We start from the raw sequence: 18,092 nt of genomic DNA, 5'->3' as shown, positions 1-18,092 counted from the left end.
AGATAATCCTTCCAATCAGGACCGTATAGGCATACCGCTAAACTGCCTGCACTCAGTAAAAGCAAGTGTTTTCTATTGTCAACAAATATAAACCCGCCGCTTCCAGCCAACGATCATAATGAATCGTATGGGGGGAAAAACGACGGGTGAAAGTGTTGCTGCGGATTACTCTGAGACGATGACGCTGGGGCGCTTGACCTTCGTCAGTGCGGTGGCAACTGCTTCTTCAACAGTGAAAGCATCCAGGGGGCGGGAGACCACAACGTCTGCCTGGGCCCATGAGGCCAGCCACTGGTCCTGGGGGCGAGCGGTGAGCAGAACAACGGGAGGACGAACGTCGAGTTCGGTCAGGAGTTCGTGAGCCAACCCCATGCCGCCGAGTTTCTTGGTTTCAGCGTCAAGAATCAGGACATTGAAAGGATGCTGATCGTTCTTGTCACGTTCCTGGATGGCCATGCGCACACCTTCTGCGGTGGCGCATTCTTTGACAGTGATGGGGGTTCCCTCAGCGGTGGCGGTTCCTACTGCCTGAATAACTTCTTCACGGACAGTGCTGTCATCTGAAAAGACGAGCAGATCGACGCTAGTGGCCTGAGTGGTCATGTAAACCTCCATGGAGTGACTATGCCTTAAGCATACCCAACAAATTCGGACCCGGAACACGATAGGCTTAGACACGTACAAGGACTTCAGTCCTAGATTGAACACAGGACTTCATTTCGTCGCATATTCAATCTCCAACTCCTTGTTGCGGCAAGGAATATCGCACCGTTCATCGGTGTTGTGCGAGATGAGGACCACCTACGCAAGGAGAACACATGAGCGTGTACACCCTTCCCGAACTTCCCTACGATTACGCAGCACTGGAGCCCCATATCTCCGGCAAGATCATGGAACTGCACCATGACAAGCACCATGCCGCCTACGTTGCCGGCGCAAATGCTGCCCTCGAAGCACTCACCGCAGCTCGCGAGTCCGGCGATCTAGCCGCAGTGAACCTGTGGGAAAAGAACCTGGCCTTCAACCTCGGCGGCCACTCCAACCACTCCGTCTTCTGGAAGAATCTCTCCCCCAACGGTGGCGGTGAACCCGAAGGCGAACTGGCTGAAGCCATCAAGGATTCCTTCGGTTCCTTCGATGCATTCAAGAAGCACTTCACCGCAACCGCTATGGGTATCCAGGGCTCCGGCTGGGCCGTTCTTGCCTACGATTCCATCTCCGGCAAGCTCGTGATCTTCCAACTCTTCGACCAGCAGGGCAATATCCCCGTTGGTGTTGTGCCGCTGTTCATGGTGGACATGTGGGAGCACGCCTTCTACCTCGACTATCTCAACGTCAAGGCCGACTACGTTGCCGCCATCTGGAACATCGCCAACTGGGCCGATGTGTCCGAGCGCCTGGCTAACGCTGTTGCTCACGCAAATGCTCTGATCGTTCGCTAATTGTCCACCGGCTCTCACTGAGCCACGATGACAACAAAACTTAAGGGGGCCAGCACCTATCGGTGCTGGCCCCCTTTGCTATGCCTGAACGCTTAAGCAATTCAGGTCACGGCGTGACGCGATGAGTTCACGGACTGACGTGGTCCACGTCCACAACGTAGGCTTCAGCCTGCTTGGTCTGGGTTTGATCAGCAGGAAGCAGAAGAAGGACACGAGATCCCTGCGGAATACCAATAAGTACCTTGAGAGGATCTTGAACCTGTGCCATAGAAATCGTGACAGGCTGGCCGGTCTGCCAAGTGGACTGCACGATGGAACCATCGAAGGTGGAGTAGACCATATTGAGAACAACATTGCTATTGTCGGTGATGGCTGGACCACTTCCCCGTGCCAGGACAATGGCCTGAGATTCGGTGGGCTGAGCAACGTCAGCGGGGATGGATAGCGTGGGTTCCTTACCTAATTCACCGCCTACCTCGAATCCTGCAGCAGCAGCGGGATCAGGCTCGATAGGAGTGGCGTCTGCTGAAGCGCCCGCCAGCGCCTCAAGATTGTATGCGTCATCGACCTCAACAACGAAGAGCAGAGGACCGGAGGGAGTTCCCTGCTGTGCGTTATCGCCGTATGCCAGTTGAGCTGGGATAGCAATTTCGAGACGATCACCCACATGGTGGCCAACTAAGCCGCAGCGCCATCCGGCGATCACACCCTCGAGTGGGAAGGTTGCTGGTTCACCACGTTGGAAGGAGGAATCGAAGGGGCTGACGCTGTCTTCATTCCACTGCCATCCGATGTAGGAAGTAGTGACCACGTCGCCCGCTTGAATCTCAGCCCCACCCTCATGGGAGTCAAGAACCTTGACGGTGAGGTTAGCCGGTGCTGCGCCTCCGTTCCAGGTCACTGTGGGAGGAGTGTCCGGAGAGATCGAAGGCAGCGATTCATTGTCGGAATCGATGGTCAGCGTCGAACAATCGACCTTCTGAACTTGTTCTTGGCTTCCTCCTGCTTGAGATGCCTGAGCGGAGGGATTCGCCTCAGAGCCGGGCTTGGCTGCGCCGGAGCATGCGCCAAGTGAGAGAGCCAGAGCGAGTGCTGCAGCAGCAGTTGCTACGGAGCGACGGTTTTTCACAGTGGGTAATCCTTCGTCAAGGTCGATGATTTGCCTCTAAAAAAGTATTTCCCACCGTCCCAAACTCTCACAGTCTGGCTGTAGGGGGGCAGGGAGGGTGAGAAATACGGTGTGAGGCTTAGTGGAAGGACTCGCCGCAGGCGCAAGTGCCAGTGGCGTTCGGGTTATCAATGGTGAAGCCTTGCTTCTCGATGGAGTCAGCGAAGTCAATGGTGGCGCCGGCGAGGTAAGGAACGCTCATGCGGTCCACAACGACCTCAACGCTGGAACCGTTTTCTGCTTCGAAGGCGCGGATGGCATCGCCATCGAGGGTGCGCTCGTCGAAGTAGAGCTGGTAGACAAGACCAGAGCAACCACCGGGCTGAACAGCGACACGCAGACGCAGGTCGTCACGGCCTTCCTGTTCGAGGAGGCTGGCCACCTTGGTTGCTGCCACGGGAGTAAGGATCACCTCGTGGCTGGGTGCCTGGGTGGTCTCGTCAGTCTGCTGAGTCATTGGGTGTTCTCCTCAATCAACAATGTTTATCAGTAGGGCTCGGCAATCAAGCGAACTTTCTACCTCTAGTTAACCTTACGCGTGTTCAATTCAATCCCTCCAGTGAGAGCATTCACGCTAGTGTGACCAGTTCGAGGTACTCCTCACTCCAGAGATCTTCATCTCCATCGGGCAGCAGCAGAACACGGTCAGGATTGAGTGCTTCCACTGCTCCCTCATCGTGGGTCACCAGTACAACAGCGCCGGTGTAGGTGCCGAGTGCTTTCAAGATTTCTTCGCGACTTGCAGGGTCAAGGTTGTTCGTGGGCTCATCGAGAAGCAATACGTTGGCGCTGGAGACCACAAGCAGAGCAAGAGCCAGTCGCGTTTTTTCTCCACCGGAGAGAACGTGTGCTGGCTTATTGGCATCATCGCCACTGAACAAGAAGGACCCCAGGACCTTGCGGACCTCAGTGTCATCCATATCAGGGGCAGCCGAGCGGAGGTTTTCGACCACAGTACGCGTGGTATCGATGGTTTCATGTTCCTGGGCGTAGTATCCGATTTTCAGGCCGTGGCCGGGGACTACTTCGCCGCTATCGGGTTCTTGCACTCCGCCAAGGATGCGCAAGAGGGTGGTTTTACCAGCACCATTGAGACCGAGGATGACTACGCGAGCACCACGGTCAATGGCGAGGTCCACACCGGCGAATACCTCCAGGCTGCCGAAGGCTTTGCTGAGGTTTTCTCCACGCAGGGGCACCTTGCCGCACGGCGCAGGATCGGGGAAACGAAGATTTGCCACCTTCTCGACAGTGCCGATCTCTTCAAGGTTTTCGACGAGTTTTTCAGCACGTTTGAGCATCTGCTGAGCAGCCACGGCCTTCGTTGCTTTAGCTCGCATCTTTTCGCCCTGGGCGCGCAGCGCGGCGGCTTTCTTTTCTGCGTTGGCACGTTCACGGCGACGACGGTGCTCATCATCAGCGCGCTGTTTGATGTAGGCATCCCAACCCATGTGGTACACGTCGAGTACGCCACGGGAGGCATCGAGGTACATCACTTGATTGACGGTGTCGCGAAGAAGTTCGACGTCGTGGCTGATGACGATGAATCCGCCAGCATAGGTACGTAAGTGGTCACGAAGCCAAAGGATCGAATCGTGGTCCAAGTGGTTGGTGGGCTCATCGAGAAGAAGGGTATCGGGCTGCTGGAAGAGCACGCGGGCCAGTTCTACGCGACGACGCTGACCACCTGAGAGGGTACCGATGGGCTGGTCAAGAATACGGTCAGGCAGCCCTAGTGCAGCAGCGATGCGCGCGGCTTGCGAGGCGGCCGCATACCCACCAGCCATGGTGAATTCATGGTCGAGGCGGGTGTAACGATCAAGAGCCTTCGCCTGAGCATCACCTTCAGTTTCAGCAATTTTTTGTTCTGCCTTCGCGATGCGGGCGATGAGTTGATCAATTCCTCGTGCGGAAAGAATACGGTCACGAGCCTTTTCTTCAAGATTACCGACTTTAGTGTCCTGCGGAAGGTAACCCACGGATCCAGAGCAGGAGATGATGCCTGCATGTTCCACGGCATCGAGTCCGTGAGTCTGATCAGCGTCCTCCACAGCCAGTGACGTGCCTTGGGCTACGGCGTTGGCTGCCAACAGTTTGGTCATTGTTGTTTTGCCTGCACCGTTTCGACCGACGAGTCCCACCCGCATGGATGAGTCCACGCGGAAGGAGGCATCGGCAACGAGTTGGCGGGCACCAATACGCATCGTGAGGTTTTGGACGTTAATCACGCCCCTATGCTACGGCCCTTTACCAAATAGCGGCTATCAGCCTCTCATCACCACTAGTCCCACCATATCCACCACCCTTCACGTTCAGGATCGTGAGGATGATTCATGCGGTGCACTTCGTCAGGTGCAGCCAGTGCATTGAGGTGGAAGATGGCACTAATGGCCTCCCATAGTTGTTGACACTCACATGCGGGCACATGCGATGCGAGCACGGTGAATTTACTAAGTGCAGGGTGGTCTGTCCAGAGGGCTTCAATACTGATGCGTTCATCGCTGCGCTGAGGACCGATGCCATAACCACTGAGGTAGACCGTATCTTCACTGTCCATGCATGCTCGAAGTAAAAACGTAAGGGTTGGGGCATTGTTCTGACGGTCACCAAGAGCCTGAGCCGGCATAAGAGAGTGGAGTTCTCGTGCTTGCGCGGCGTCGATAAAAGAAAAAGGGACGTAATCAATGCTAGGAGCCTGTGCACCCCAGATTTCGTTGTCCCATAGCGAAGTAGGACTAAGCGAAAGACGCTGGTAGTCCACATTGTCTTCAAGGAGGGACCAGACATGACAACGCGCACTCCACCCTCGGTGGCCATAGAGATCAATAGCGTCATGGCCGCGCTTGGCGCTATCAGTCTCGCTCAGCAGGTTAGTTGATGTCATGATGCCTCGTTTCGCACGTAATCAAAGAGGAAGGAACTCCTCTACCGTGCGGCATCATCAGTGACTTCTCAGACAAGTTTGTGGAGTGCTCACACCGTGGCGCTAACACTCTACCCTGTGGGAAATGAGCAAAATGTGAGAGATACCATGAAGACCCTCCACCCACCCAAAAACCATAGAAGTCGAACATTAGTCACCATCATCTGAAGAATGGCGACAGCAAACCACCAGAAGCGCTCACAGAATCCTAAAAACTTCCTCATTTTTGCGTTTCATCAAGTCAAACACCACGAAAAGGTGCGTGTGTTCACAACAGAGCAGAGCCGGTAGCCTAAATGATGGAGTCCATGAAGGACCTGAGAAAACACACGACCCTCGTCAGTCATGACACGTGCGCGGCGCTGCTCGCCTTCACGATTGACGGGAGCACGATCGGAGAGCACTGTGGCAACAACCACAAGCACCGCCCCTGACATCCTGAAGGCTGTCGGTGGCGCGGATAACATCTTGCACTTCACGCACTGTGCAACGCGCCTACGCTTTGAACTGAAGGATGCTTCAGTCATCGACCAGGCCGCCGTCGAAGCCATCCCCGGCGTTTTGGGTGCAGTTCCCCAGTCCGGCGATCGCTACCAGATCATCATTGGCGCCACCGTGGCCAATGTCTACAACGCCATCATGGACCTGCCCGAAATGAAGAATCAGGGCGGGACTGCCACCTCAGGCACCAGTGATGCTGATGTAAAGGCAGCAGCACGCGCTAAGGCACGCGGCAAGAATGCCTACGTTGATGCCTTCTTCGAGTATCTCTCGAACTCTTTCCGCCCTCTGCTGGGTGTGCTCCTTGGCGCCTCTCTCATCATCGCCTTCACTGCCGTTCTCGACGCATTCCACATTGTCGATTTCCGCGGTGACAAGAGCGCAGGATGGGTCTTCGTTGACGCCATGTGGCGCGCCGTCTTCTACTTCCTGCCCATCATGGTGGCCTACAACGCCTCCAAGACGCTGAAGATTGATCCCTGGCTGGGCGCCACCGTCATGGGTGCAGTGATGACCCCTGAGTTCCTCTCACTGTCCACCAATGACCGTTTCCAGAAGGCTCACCAGGTTGTCTGCACAACCAACGAAACCCTAGGCACCACCGCATGCAAGGCAGATATCTTCGGCCTACCTATGCAGCTCAATGACTATGGCGGTCAGGTGTTCGTCCCACTCATCATGGTGGCGATTTTGGCGATTGTTTACCGCTTCCTTGTCAAGGTTGTCCCCGACAACGTCCAGATGGTGTTCGTTCCTTTCTTCTCCATGCTCGTCATGATCCCCGTGACCGCATTCCTCATTGGTCCCCTCGGTATCTGGCTGGGCACCGGCCTGGGCACCGGCTTGGCGTGGCTTAACTCCAATGCACCGATTTTCTTCGCCATCCTCATCCCCATGCTCTACCCCTTCCTCGTGCCGCTCGGCTTGCACTGGCCTCTTAACGCCCTCATGCTCGCCAACATTTCTTCCCTCGGTTACGACTTCATCCAGGGCCCCATGGGTGCATGGAACTTTGCTTGTTTCGGCGCTACCGCCGGTGTTCTTGTTCTGTCCATTCGCGACAAGAACTACCTGATGCGTCAGACCGCTACCGGCGCTCTTGCTGCTGGTCTGTTCGGTGGTATTTCCGAGCCTTCGCTCTACGGTATTCACCTGCGTTACAAGAACGCTTACAAGCGCATGCTTCCCGGCTGTTTCGTGGGCGGTCTAGTAATTGGTCTTGCCTCCATGGCTGGCCTGGGATCCCAGACTGTGGGATCCAACGGTGAAGTTGCTAATGGCGTAACTACCAAGATCTTTGCCTTCACCTCCCTGTTCACCATCCCGGTGTTTGATCCGATGTGGCTTTACGGCGTAGCCATTCTCGCGGCATTCCTCACTGCCATGTTCCTGGTCATCATCTTCGATTACCGCACCCCTGAGCAGAAGGCTGAGATGCACGCTGCTGACCTGGCACACGCCGCTAAGATTGCTGCCGAGTCCGCTGCTAAGAGTGCTGCCGTTGAGTCCGCTCACAACGTTTCCGAGGCCGCTGTGGCACCTGCCGCTGATGCTTGCGATTCTGCTAATGGTGACAGTGCTGATGAATCCGCCGTTCTTTCCGCTTTTGTCCCCGGTGCCACCACTGTGATCGGTAGCCCCTTATCCGGCATGTCTATGCCTTTGGATGAGGTTCCCGACGCCGTATTCGCAGGTGGCCTTTTGGGTAAGGGAGCCGGCGTAGATCCCGCCGAGCACATTGAGGTTAAGGCTCCTGCTGCTGGCAAGGTTGTGACCGCTCCGGCTTCCGGCCATGCCTTTGGCATTGAGCTCGATAGTGGTGTGGAAATACTCATTCACGTGGGACTGGATACCGTGAAGTTGGGCGGCGAAGGTTTCGACGTTCGCGTCAGCCAAGGCGATCACGTTGTTGAGGGCCAGACTCTCGTCGTGGTGGATCGCGCTGTTGTTGAAGCAGCCGGCTACCCGCTTGTCACCCCCGTAGTCATCACGAACACTGACAAGTTTGAATCTGTTGATTATGTTGCCGAAGGTGATGTGAGCGCTGGAGATCCTCTGATCGCTATCACTGCCAAGATGTAAATCTTGACGTATTGATGAGGTGGGGCCGTGCGCATTAGCGCACGGCCCCACCTCATCTGTCATAGATGTCATCAATCCTTCGTAAACTGACCCCATGTCAGTAGGCGCAAATGATCAGAACACGGGTACTACTCCCCTGCCGGGGACAAAGAACGGTCTTGTGCATGAAATTTATGACCTTACAGGTTCTCCTCGTGAAGATGTAGGTCCTGGTAGTACAGAAAAGAAGTCCGTTCTGCTCAGTGTGGTTCGTGCTTGTGACATTGATGCTAATGTCTCATCCACAAAACACGAATTGGTTCGCATCATTTGCGATCACTTCGGTATTGCATGGAGCAATGAGTTCGTTTCTCGTGGCCAGACAGTCACGGCTAAAGCACTGTCAGCGATATTGTTAGCCCTTCGCTCATGGTCCGCCCAGCAGCAAGAACAAGGCATTGTTCGCGCCTCGTATGGCGAACGTGTTCACGCAGAAGCCACGATGATCCTTCAATGCCTTGCCAGTGAGTTATCTACGTCCTGGGATGGCCGCCAGTGTATTGCTCAGATGTACCGTGAGGGTTCATCTCAGTGGAGACAAACCGAATGGCCTGGTTTCTTTTTTGAGCATAAGGCTCTCCCTATCTTGCAGGCCTTACCTGGTTCGCGCGATGTGATGATTGACAACACTCACTTCGATTACGCACGGCAGTTGGTCTGGGATCTAAAAACGCATGCCGAATCCATTGACGATATGCCGCTAGGCATGCAGTGGTCAGAAGAACTCAGTGATGGCATTTTCACAGCACCTACTCCCCTCAATGACCAGGGTGCCATGCGCCAATGTGTTACTGATTACCAGGGCATCGGTTTCATTGTGTTAAACGGTTTAGCGGTGTTTAAGGCACATGAATCTTTCAAGGCTTGGAGGAAGGCCTTCGTTGCCGATCCTCAGCGTCAGATTACTGATCCTGTCCCTGCTTTACGAGTCAAATCCACCAGTTTGTCTGGGCGATCAAGAAAGTTAAAAGTGCACTTTATTCCTACAGTCCTGGAGGCCTTTGCTTTTGTTGGTGAGGATTCCTTTGCTCGCGCCCAGGAACTAGGTGTACTCACCACGTTCCATCAAGGACGTCAGCAAAGTGGAGCTGTTCGCGAACCAAAGTTCAACCTTCATATGGGACGTGCCCGCCAACACGGATTCCGTGTTGCCACCCATCAACTGATGGATCCGCACGTGGCGCTGGACACTGTGAACCAGGCTTCACCCATCGTCATACTCGGTGAAAACGTCTCTCATCCTGACGATCTTTTCTCTACTTTCCAGTCGAGTAATCACAACGCATGAGCACAATGAATATGACAACCTCTGCGCGTGTATGCGAAGCTATGCCTATGCCTGCTCAGTTCACCTTCGCCGATCTCTTCGCTGGAATCGGTGGATTCCATGCAGCACTGACTGCTCTCGGGGGCAAGTGCACCTATGCCGTAGAAATTGATGATGCGGCAGCCAAGGTATACGAACGAAATTGGCATATGAATCCTCTCGGGGACATTACTAAACACACCAATGACGTCACTGCACATATTCCTCCAGTGGACGTACTATGCGCAGGTTTTCCCTGCCAGCCGTTTTCTAAATCTGGCGCTCAGCGAGGTATGGATGAAGCACGCGGAACTCTGTTCTTCCACATCATGGAAGTTGTTCGCGCTCATCATCCCCAAGTTCTTATTCTTGAAAATGTTCGTAACCTCGCTGGCCCACGTCATCGCCATGAATGGGATGTGATTATCAAGCAGTTAAGGGCAGAACATTATCGCGTTGCTGATACACCAGCGATCCTTTCACCTCATCAATTACCCCCTGAGCGCGGTGGGCGCCCGCAAGTACGCGAGCGTGTTTTCATCACCGCTACCTACGACCCCACTGGGGTACTTCCTAATCACCCCGAACCGGTGTTTACCTCCAAGCAAGTCATCGATAGTTTCGATCCACACACATGGAACATCGCAGATATTCTTCTTGATGATGACCATGTAGGCGGTTGCGAGTTAAGTAGAGATGAAATCTCATGGATTGATGCGTGGGACAATTGGGTTGCCTCCTACCGCAGCCTCAATCCCGGTGTTCGCCTTCCGGGGTTCCCCATCTGGGTAGATCACTGGCGCACTGAGGATGATCTCCGCGACATGATTAATGCTGGTCAATGCGATGATGTGCCTGCTTGGAAAATGAACTTCCTGAAGAAAAATGCTGCACTGTTCACTGCTAATGAAGAGATGTGCCGGTCTTGGATGGCTGCCCATGATGTGAATTCCTTCCCTCCCTCGCGGAGAAAACTGGAATGGCAAGCAGGTCTAACGCCATCCCTATGGGACGCACTCATTCAATTGCGTCCTTCTGGGGTACGGGTGAAGCCACCCACCTATGTACCTGCTCTCGTAGCCATTACACAGACCTCCATCGTGGGCCCCAAACGCCGCCGACTTGCTCCGCGTGAAACAGCCCGTCTCCAAGGGCTGCCTGACTGGTTTGATTTTGGGCCCCAAGGCTCTCCAGCGACATACAAGCAGTTAGGTAATGGCGTCAATATTGGTGCAGTGTGGAATGTGATCATTGAACACTGCCGCAGGGATGAAGCCATTCTTGCCACCACGGAGTCAGGACGAGCCATTCTTGCGTGCATCGAGGATGCTCCGCCTTCACCAGATCAGCGGTTACTCCCTCACTAACTGCTCCGCTGCTTCTCATGGTTCCTGCTAGTTCTTCGAGCGCACACTGCGAGAGCAGGAACTCATAAAGCATGGCAATGCGGCACTCGGCATAGTCTTTCAACAGTGGGTTCATCTCTGGTACGCCTATACTGACGTTCATGGGTTACTCCGCAAATGATTACGCCGAAAGCCGCATTCTTCTCTACTACGGATTCGCTCCTCTCGAGGATCCTCAAGCCGTGATGTTCTGGCAGCGCACCCTGTGCGAAATGCTTAACCTCAAAGGACGCATCCTCATCTCCGAACATGGCATTAACGGCACCGTAGGTGGCTCCCTGGCCGCTTGCAAGGAGTATGTACGCCGCACTCGGGCCTTCCCCGCATTCAAAGACATGGAATTCAAATGGTCCAAAGGGGGAGCCGAGGACTTCCCCCGCCTCAGCGTTAAAGTACGCAAGGAAATTGTCTCCTTTGGGGCCCCCGATGAACTGTCCGTTGATGAACATGGAGTGGTTGGCGGCGGCGTTCACCTCAAGCCCGAACAACTCCATGAACTTATGGAAGAACGTGGTGAGGAAGTAGTCTTCTTCGACGGACGCAATGCGATGGAAGCCCAAATCGGCCATTTCAAAGACGCCATCGTCCCCGACGTGACCACCACACACGATTTCATCAAAGAACTCGAATCTGGCAAATACGACGATCTGAAGAACAAGCCTGTTGTCACGTACTGCACCGGCGGTATCCGCTGTGAAGTACTCAGTTCCCTGATGAAAAAGCGTGGTTTCAACGAGGTCTATCAATTAGATGGTGGAATCGTCCGCTACGGTGAAAAATTCGGCGATAGTGGCCTGTGGGAAGGCTCCTTATACGTCTTCGACCGCCGCATGCACATGGAGTTCACAGAAGATGCCAAGGTCATCGGGCGGTGCGTTCACTGTGAATCCCCCACCAATGACTTCCGTAACTGTGCAAATCTTGAATGCCGCAAACAAACGCTCATCTGTGATGACTGCTTCGCCAAGGAAAACAATCGCTACTGCGATAACTGCTCAGACGTTCATGCCCCCGCGGCTGTCTAACAACCTCACGATGCCTCATCACGATGGTTGATTCCGACCTTCAGTATGTGGACCTCGAAGAGGTCTTCGATGAACTTCTTGAAATCTGTGGCCCTACATCATGGTGGCCTGCAGACAGTGACTTTGAAATTGTCATTGGCGCGATTCTGACCCAAAACACACGCTGGGAAAACGTTAAGTCGGCTCTTTATCGTCTCAAACATGCAAGAATGATGGATCCCGAAAGCATCGCCTACGCAGGGCTTGATCTTGCTGAGTTCATCCGCCCCGCCGGATACCCAAATAAAAAAGCCACCTACCTTAGGGCTATTTCCACCTGGGTTCTGGATTACGGCATTGATGAATACAGTGAAGCTGCCTCATGGAATGATGATCGTCTTCGCTCAAGCCTACTCAGTGTCCGCGGTGTGGGACCAGAAACTGCTGATGACATTCTGCTATACGTCTTTCATCGCCGAGTCTTCATCGCTGACATGTATGCCCGTAGACTCTTCCAGGCGCGTGACTATGACGTTCCTAAGGGGTACGAGTCATTCCGCAAGGCCATTGCTCCCGCCGTGGAAGAATGCTCGTTAAATAGCGATGACTTCGGAATGCTCCATGGATTAATCGTGGAGTATGGAAAGAGCCACTAGCTATTTCCTCCCCATTACCCAGGTATGCTGAGTTTAGAATTTGGAAAGGACCTGGTGTGGCTATTTCTTCTTCTCGTTCACCACGAATTTCTTTGAGCAGCACGTCATTGAAGAACGCAGCGAAGACTCTCTCGAACACAAAGTGTGCTTCCTCGACAAAGTCTCCTTCCCAGGCTTTGGGATTGTCTTGGCAACAAGCAGCAATGGGTGGTGCACTCTCCGGTGCTGCAGCGCTAGCAGGAACCACCCTTACCGTTGCCTCATTCTTGTCTGGTAAACAGGGACGCTCAGTGCGAGCTTCTTTGTTGGAGGGATTGATGTGGCGCAGCAAGGTGGTCTTCGAAAGCACTACCAGTGCTGAAGCAATCCTTCCCCACGCAGTGGGATTGAGTAACAAACTATTCGTTCTTCCCAAGCCCCTGTCACGGGCGCTGGATCCCGCACGTCGTCGATTCTTCAAAGATGTGCGAATTACAGAAACGGAACGCTGCGGCATTCCTGTCTTCGAATTCGAGCCCAAAAACGTCCCCAGTTCCGATAAACGCCATCCTGTTCTCTACCTCCACGGTGGGGCCTACATTCACCGTCCTACCTCCTACCACGTAAGTTTTGTGGTGGATATGGTGGGACTGACTGGCCGCAAGTTCTATATGCCAATCTATCCGCTTGCTCCTGAACATGGCGCCAGTGAATGCATCGATTGCGTGATGAGCCTGTACCAAGAACTTCATCATGAATATGACCAGCCTATTGACCTCATGGGTGATTCAGCCGGCGGTGGCATGTGTGCCATTGTCGCCCAGCAGTGCAGGAATCAGGATCTTCCCGGCCCGTCAAAGGTCGTCATGCTGTCACCCTGGCTTGATGTGTCAATGACGCTACCAGAGATTCAGACTCTCGAAGGCGATGACCCAATGATCGATCTCAATGCAGGCATTGTTGCCGGTGACAGTTGGTCAGGCGATCGTGATGTTCGTGATCCACTAGTCAGTCCCCTCTTTGGCCAATGGAACGATTTGCCTCCCATGACGATTCTTGTGGGCACGCATGAAACTCTGCTAGCGGATACGCGCGCCCTAGCCCGGCGTACCGACGCCGAATGCTACGTAGTCCGCGGTGCTCACACTGATTCCCCCGAGATTAAACCTCTGCCCAGCCCCGGCGAATGTGCTCACCTCATCGGTGATGGCCCACGCGAGGACTCAGAAAATGTCCGGGCTGATGTGACCATCTACGAATACCCGTTAATGAACCACATCTTCCCCGTTCTTCCGATTCCAGAAGCCATGCAGGCCCGTGATCTTATCGCTCACATTTTTGCTGCAAAGTAAGTAGCGCCACGAAGTGTGGGGAATTGTCACCACAGCGCCTTCCGCATATCAACACTCAAGCCCCGGGGAATGCCGAGCAGTAATCAAACGACTACTACTCTTTCAACCTCCATTTTCCCGTTTCACTATTCATCTCAGTATGGCGTGTTGGCTTAAACCTATTCGGGTATTTTCTTATATCCACAGGAGCGTCTTAATGCTTTCGCGCTCATCCATGGCGCGGTAGCCATCAGCGGCATCCTCCAAAGGGCGCTGATCATCAAAGACCAATCCAGGCTCAATCTGACCTTCCATGACCAAGTCAAGAAGATGTGGAAGGTAGGCACGTACGGGAGCGATACCTCCAGCAATACCTACCCCCCGCCAAAACATATGCTCCTGGTTGATCTGCTGAATGTGAGGCAGCCCCACCCATCCGACCAAAGCACCAGAGCGAGCACACTGCAAGGCCTGATCCACCGATTCATGAGTGCCCACGCATTCAAGGACTGAATCAGCACCAAGTCCATTAGTTAGCTCAGCGACTTTCGCTGCACCTTCTGCTCCACGTTCAGCAATAACGTCCGTGGCACCAAAACGCTGAGCGAGTTCCGCACGCTGCGGGTGACGACTCATGATGATGACACGCTGCGCACCCATCTGCCGTGCCGCAATGACACCACATAAGCCTACTGCACCGTCACCCACAACCACTGTAGTGTGACCGGGTTCTACACGTGCGCTCACCGCTGCGTGCCATCCGGTCCCCATCACGTCTGATAACGTCAACAAGTGCGGGATCTGCTCGCGCTCAGGGGATTGATCTAAACCCACCAATGTTCCTGGAGCATTAGGCACACGAACGTACTGAGCTTGACAACCGTCATATCTGGTCATGCGCTCACAAGCCACGTATTGGCCAATAGAGCATGCTGCACAATGTCCACAACTGGTGGTAAATCCGCCAATTACAAACTGACCGATATGAAGTTTTCCTTCCCGTGCCACATCATCACCAAGTTCAGTAATGACCCCAACATATTCGTGTCCCATCGGGGTGGGTTTATCAACCTCATTGATTCCACGGTAGCGCCACAAATCTGAACCACAAATACATGCAGCCACCACACGCACGATGGCATCGGTAGGCTCAATAATCTGAGGGATAGGACGGTCTTGAACTCGAACATCACTAGGTCCGTGGATCACCACACCACGCATAGTTGTCTCCTCCGGTTGGGCACAGACAGATGTTTGAGTAGTCATCGGTTGCTCCATTGCTAAACCAGTTATGCCCATTAATTTTAGATGAAAAACAGAAATAATAAGGAGAAAAGTCCATCATCTTGTTCGTGTTTTGTGAATTGGTTTTTTGTAGAACCCCGCCGTCAGCAGTCGTATAGTGAAGGACATGTGGCTTAGGTCATCCTGCCGTGGCCTCAGTCCACATTCCCGTCCGAGCACAGCCGCTCGGCACGTGTCGAGATGTGCAAGGAGAATGCACCGATGACCAATACCCAACACATTTATCAAAAGACCTACCCGATTTCCCCTGATGGCAACGCATACGTCCACAATGATTTAGGTCTTTACACGCACAACCATCCCGTTCCTCCCAAGGATGTGAAGGAACGTAAGGCCTACTTAGTAGGCAGTGGTATTGGCTCACTGATCGCTGCAGCTTTCCTTATTCGTGATGGTCAGATGCCAGGTGAAAACATCACGATCTTGGAAGAACTTGCTGTTCCTGGTGGAGCGTTTGACGGCAATGGTGACACAGATAAAGGATTCATTGCCCGTGGTGGTCGCGAAATGGGGCAGCACTTTGAGTGTTTCTGGGACATCATGCGTGACATCCCTGCCTTGGAGATGCCAGCCCCTTATACAGTGCTCGATGAGTTCCGTATTACAAATGAGAACGACCCTAATATCTCACCATGCCGCGTTATCAAAAGCGGTGGCCAGAAAGTTGACACCTACAAAATGGGTATCAATAAGAAGGGCCAACGTGCCATGGTGAAACTTCTTCTGGCCAAAGAAGAGGACACTTACTACAAGTCGATTGAAGACTGGTTCGATCAGGATTTTCTTGACTCGATGTTCTACACGCTGTGGAAGACGATGTTCGCGTTCGAACAATGGCAGTCTCTAACAGAAATGAAACGGTACATGCACCGTTTCTTGCAGTACTTCCCAGGTTTTTCTGATCTGTCATGCCTACGTTTCAGTAAGTACAACCAATACGACTCCTTCGTTGTGCCACTGGTTCGCTGGCTAGAGGACAAGGGCGTGCAATTCGTTTATGACACGATGGTTTATGACCTTGATATGGAGATCACCGCACACCGTAAGGTTGTGCGAGCCATTGATACCCGTCATCGTGACGGCACAACGGATTCCATCGCTGTGACAGATAAAGATTTAGTCTTCGTCACGAATGGTTCACTCACCGAGTGCACTGGATATGGCGATATGAACCATCCTGCTCCTTACCACCGTAATGCCACCGATGGTTGGGAACTGTGGCGTAATCTTGCAAAAAAGTCTCGAGTTTTCGGCCGTCCACAAGTTTTTTGTTCTGACACTGATAAAACCGTATGGGAATCGGTGAGTTTTAACTTTATCGGCGAGAATCATCCTTTCCTGCGCAAAATTAAAGAAATGACCGGAAACGATCCGCTATCTGGGCGTACCGTCACAGGTGGAATCATCACGGTAGAAGACTCTTCATGGTGTATTTCATTGACGATGAACCGCCAGCCACAGTTCCACGGTCAGCCTAAGGACTGGGGTGTGGCCTGGGCTTATGGTCTCTATCCTTTCGCTCAGGGTGACTACGTAAAGAAACCTATGCTCGAATGCACGGGTGAAGAAATCCTCGCCGAGTATTGCTACCATTTCGGTCTTCTTAGCGAATTCGACGAGATTAAAAAGAACACGAAAGTCCGTTTGGCAACTATGCCTTACATCACTGCCTTCTTCATGCCCCGTGGAAAGGGAGACCGCCCTCAGGTAATTCCAGAAGGATGTGTCAATCTCGCATTCCTCGGTCAGTTTGTTGAAACCCCAGATGACTGCGTTTTCACCACTGAAGGTTCAGCCCGCACTGCCATGATGGCGGTCTACGGATTACTTGACTTAGATCGTGACATCCCGCCAATCTGGCCCGCACAGTATGACATTCGTGCCTTACTCGCCGCTGCAAAAACAATGAATAGTGGGAAGTTGCCCGGCGAAAAAATGCTGACGCGTCTGCTAAGAGGCACCTACTTCGAAGATATTCTTCCGTAACAAGAAGAAAAGACATCCGTCAAATTCGCTGGGGTGAGAACAGTCTTTCTGTTCTCACCCCAGCGATTAGTCCGACTGTCAATTACTCGTTAATCGCAGCGTACCGCCCAAAAAGCTACGGCTGCAGCAGCAGCAACATTAAGGGAGTCCACTCCCCCAGCCATGGGAATACGCACCACACGATCAGCTTGCGCAATAGTGCATGGCTTCAAACCATCACCTTCTGCTCCTAAAACCATCGCCACTTTGCTATCAGGCGCAGTACATTCTTCAGAAGCAATAAATTCGTCAAGGCTGATGGAATCATCACTAAGAGCCAAGGCAGCGACAGTAAACCCTGCATCATGAAGTTCATCGACGGCGGGCCAGCGCTCAATACGAGTCCACGGCACCTGGAAAACAGTTCCCATCGAAACGCGAACGCTGCGGCGGTAAAGAGGATCGGCACAGTGCGGGGTGACCAGAACGGCGTCGATTCCTAATGCGGCAGCGCTACGGAACGCTGCTCCCACATTCGTGTGGTCAACCAAATCCTCAAGGATGGCAATGCGGCGTGCCCCCTGGCCATCGCGGCATGAGGCGAGTAACTCCGCTACACCGGGTAGTTCAGGGCGATTCATCGCCGCCAAAGCACCACGGTGAAGATGGAATCCGGTGATACCTTCAAGAACCGATTCGTCAGCGATGAATACGGGAATATCTCCGCCATCTTCTGCGCCACCAGTTCCATCAGCCGAAGCGATCACAAATTTCATCGTCTCATAGTGGCGTGGGGCCATGAGAAAAGAACGAGGGGCGTGCCCTTTTTCGACGGCCCGTGTGATGACGTTGGTGGACTCAGCCATGTAGAGGCCGCGTTCTGTTTCCAGACGCTTACGCAAGGCGACGTCGGTCAGAGAGGTGTAGTCCTTGAGTCGTTCGTCGCTATCGTCATTGAGTTCAATGATCATCAGACGTCGCTTTC

Annotated in this window: 15 protein-coding genes; 8 read left to right on the top strand and 7 right to left on the bottom strand. The window is 53.4% G+C overall.

Annotation, left to right across the window (positions count from 1 at the left end; all coding sequences use genetic code 11):
• Positions 1-165: 165 nt before the first annotated feature.
• On the bottom strand, positions 166-603 hold the full coding sequence (locus tag A9753_RS03920; RefSeq protein ID WP_067780671.1) for a hypothetical protein: 438 nt from the start codon (positions 601-603) through the stop codon (positions 166-168).
• 215 nt (positions 604-818) lie between these two features.
• Here A9753_RS03920 and A9753_RS03915 point away from each other — a divergent pair, with 215 nt between their 5' ends.
• Positions 819-1,442 (top strand): superoxide dismutase, encoded by a 624-nt coding sequence (locus A9753_RS03915; protein ID WP_067780668.1) that lies wholly within the window; start codon positions 819-821, stop codon positions 1,440-1,442.
• 127 nt (positions 1,443-1,569) lie between these two features.
• On the opposite strand, the gene A9753_RS03910 is transcribed toward A9753_RS03915, so the two are convergent.
• The 4 genes from A9753_RS03910 to A9753_RS03895 form a co-directional block, all read right to left on the bottom strand.
• Positions 1,570-2,571, bottom strand: coding sequence for an FKBP-type peptidyl-prolyl cis-trans isomerase (locus tag A9753_RS03910; protein WP_067780665.1), 1,002 nt, complete (start codon positions 2,569-2,571; stop codon positions 1,570-1,572).
• 118 nt (positions 2,572-2,689) lie between these two features.
• Positions 2,690-3,067: a HesB/IscA family protein gene (locus A9753_RS03905; protein WP_067780662.1), complete on the bottom strand. Its 378-nt coding sequence runs from the start codon at positions 3,065-3,067 to the stop codon at positions 2,690-2,692.
• A gap of 112 nt (positions 3,068-3,179) precedes the next feature.
• On the bottom strand, positions 3,180-4,838 hold the full coding sequence (locus tag A9753_RS03900; RefSeq protein WP_067780660.1) for an ABC-F family ATP-binding cassette domain-containing protein: 1,659 nt from the start codon (positions 4,836-4,838) through the stop codon (positions 3,180-3,182).
• A gap of 53 nt (positions 4,839-4,891) precedes the next feature.
• A complete protein-coding gene (locus A9753_RS03895) occupies positions 4,892-5,494 on the bottom strand; it encodes a hypothetical protein (RefSeq protein WP_083090283.1) in 603 nt (200 codons plus the stop codon).
• Between the two features lie 444 nt (positions 5,495-5,938).
• Here A9753_RS03895 and A9753_RS03890 point away from each other — a divergent pair, with 444 nt between their 5' ends.
• The 6 genes from A9753_RS03890 (at position 5,939) to A9753_RS03865 (ending at position 13,858) form a co-directional block, all read left to right on the top strand.
• The gene (locus A9753_RS03890; protein WP_067780658.1) at positions 5,939-8,116 is read left to right on the top strand and encodes a glucose PTS transporter subunit IIA; all 2,178 of its coding nucleotides are present in this window, start codon (positions 5,939-5,941) and stop codon (positions 8,114-8,116) included.
• Between the two features lie 160 nt (positions 8,117-8,276).
• Positions 8,277-9,443 carry a hypothetical protein gene (locus tag A9753_RS03885; protein ID WP_067780654.1) on the top strand — a complete coding sequence of 389 codons (1,167 nt, stop codon included), beginning with the start codon at positions 8,277-8,279 and terminating at the stop codon, positions 9,441-9,443.
• Between the two features lie 11 nt (positions 9,444-9,454).
• Positions 9,455-10,828: a DNA (cytosine-5-)-methyltransferase gene (dcm, locus tag A9753_RS03880; protein WP_245637356.1), complete on the top strand. Its 1,374-nt coding sequence runs from the start codon at positions 9,455-9,457 to the stop codon at positions 10,826-10,828.
• Between the two features lie 140 nt (positions 10,829-10,968).
• Positions 10,969-11,892 carry an oxygen-dependent tRNA uridine(34) hydroxylase TrhO gene (gene trhO / locus A9753_RS03875; protein ID WP_067780651.1) on the top strand — a complete coding sequence of 308 codons (924 nt, stop codon included), beginning with the start codon at positions 10,969-10,971 and terminating at the stop codon, positions 11,890-11,892.
• A gap of 23 nt (positions 11,893-11,915) precedes the next feature.
• The gene (locus tag A9753_RS03870) at positions 11,916-12,527 is read left to right on the top strand and encodes an endonuclease III domain-containing protein (RefSeq protein WP_067780648.1); all 612 of its coding nucleotides are present in this window, start codon (positions 11,916-11,918) and stop codon (positions 12,525-12,527) included.
• A 56-nt stretch (positions 12,528-12,583) separates the two neighbouring features.
• Positions 12,584-13,858 (top strand): alpha/beta hydrolase fold domain-containing protein, encoded by a 1,275-nt coding sequence (locus tag A9753_RS03865; protein WP_067780645.1) that lies wholly within the window; start codon positions 12,584-12,586, stop codon positions 13,856-13,858.
• A 174-nt stretch (positions 13,859-14,032) separates the two neighbouring features.
• Here the strand turns inward: A9753_RS03865 and A9753_RS03860 are convergent, their stop codons facing one another.
• Positions 14,033-15,103 (bottom strand): zinc-binding dehydrogenase, encoded by a 1,071-nt coding sequence (locus A9753_RS03860; protein ID WP_245637355.1) that lies wholly within the window; start codon positions 15,101-15,103, stop codon positions 14,033-14,035.
• Between the two features lie 240 nt (positions 15,104-15,343).
• Here A9753_RS03860 and A9753_RS03855 point away from each other — a divergent pair, with 240 nt between their 5' ends.
• Complete coding sequence (locus A9753_RS03855) at positions 15,344-17,128, top strand: oleate hydratase (protein WP_067780637.1); 1,785 nt, start codon at positions 15,344-15,346, stop codon at positions 17,126-17,128.
• Between the two features lie 89 nt (positions 17,129-17,217).
• Here the strand turns inward: A9753_RS03855 and A9753_RS03850 are convergent, their stop codons facing one another.
• Positions 17,218-18,078 (bottom strand): TrmH family RNA methyltransferase, encoded by an 861-nt coding sequence (locus tag A9753_RS03850; RefSeq protein WP_067780634.1) that lies wholly within the window; start codon positions 18,076-18,078, stop codon positions 17,218-17,220.
• Between the last annotated feature and the right edge of the window lie 14 nt (positions 18,079-18,092).

It is taken from the genome of Actinomyces vulturis (assembly GCF_001687305.1).
GTDB classification, from domain to species: domain Bacteria; phylum Actinomycetota; class Actinomycetes; order Actinomycetales; family Actinomycetaceae; genus Actinomyces; species Actinomyces vulturis.
Note: the sequence above shows the minus strand (reverse complement) of the source record. Positions and strands in the feature narration are given on the sequence as shown.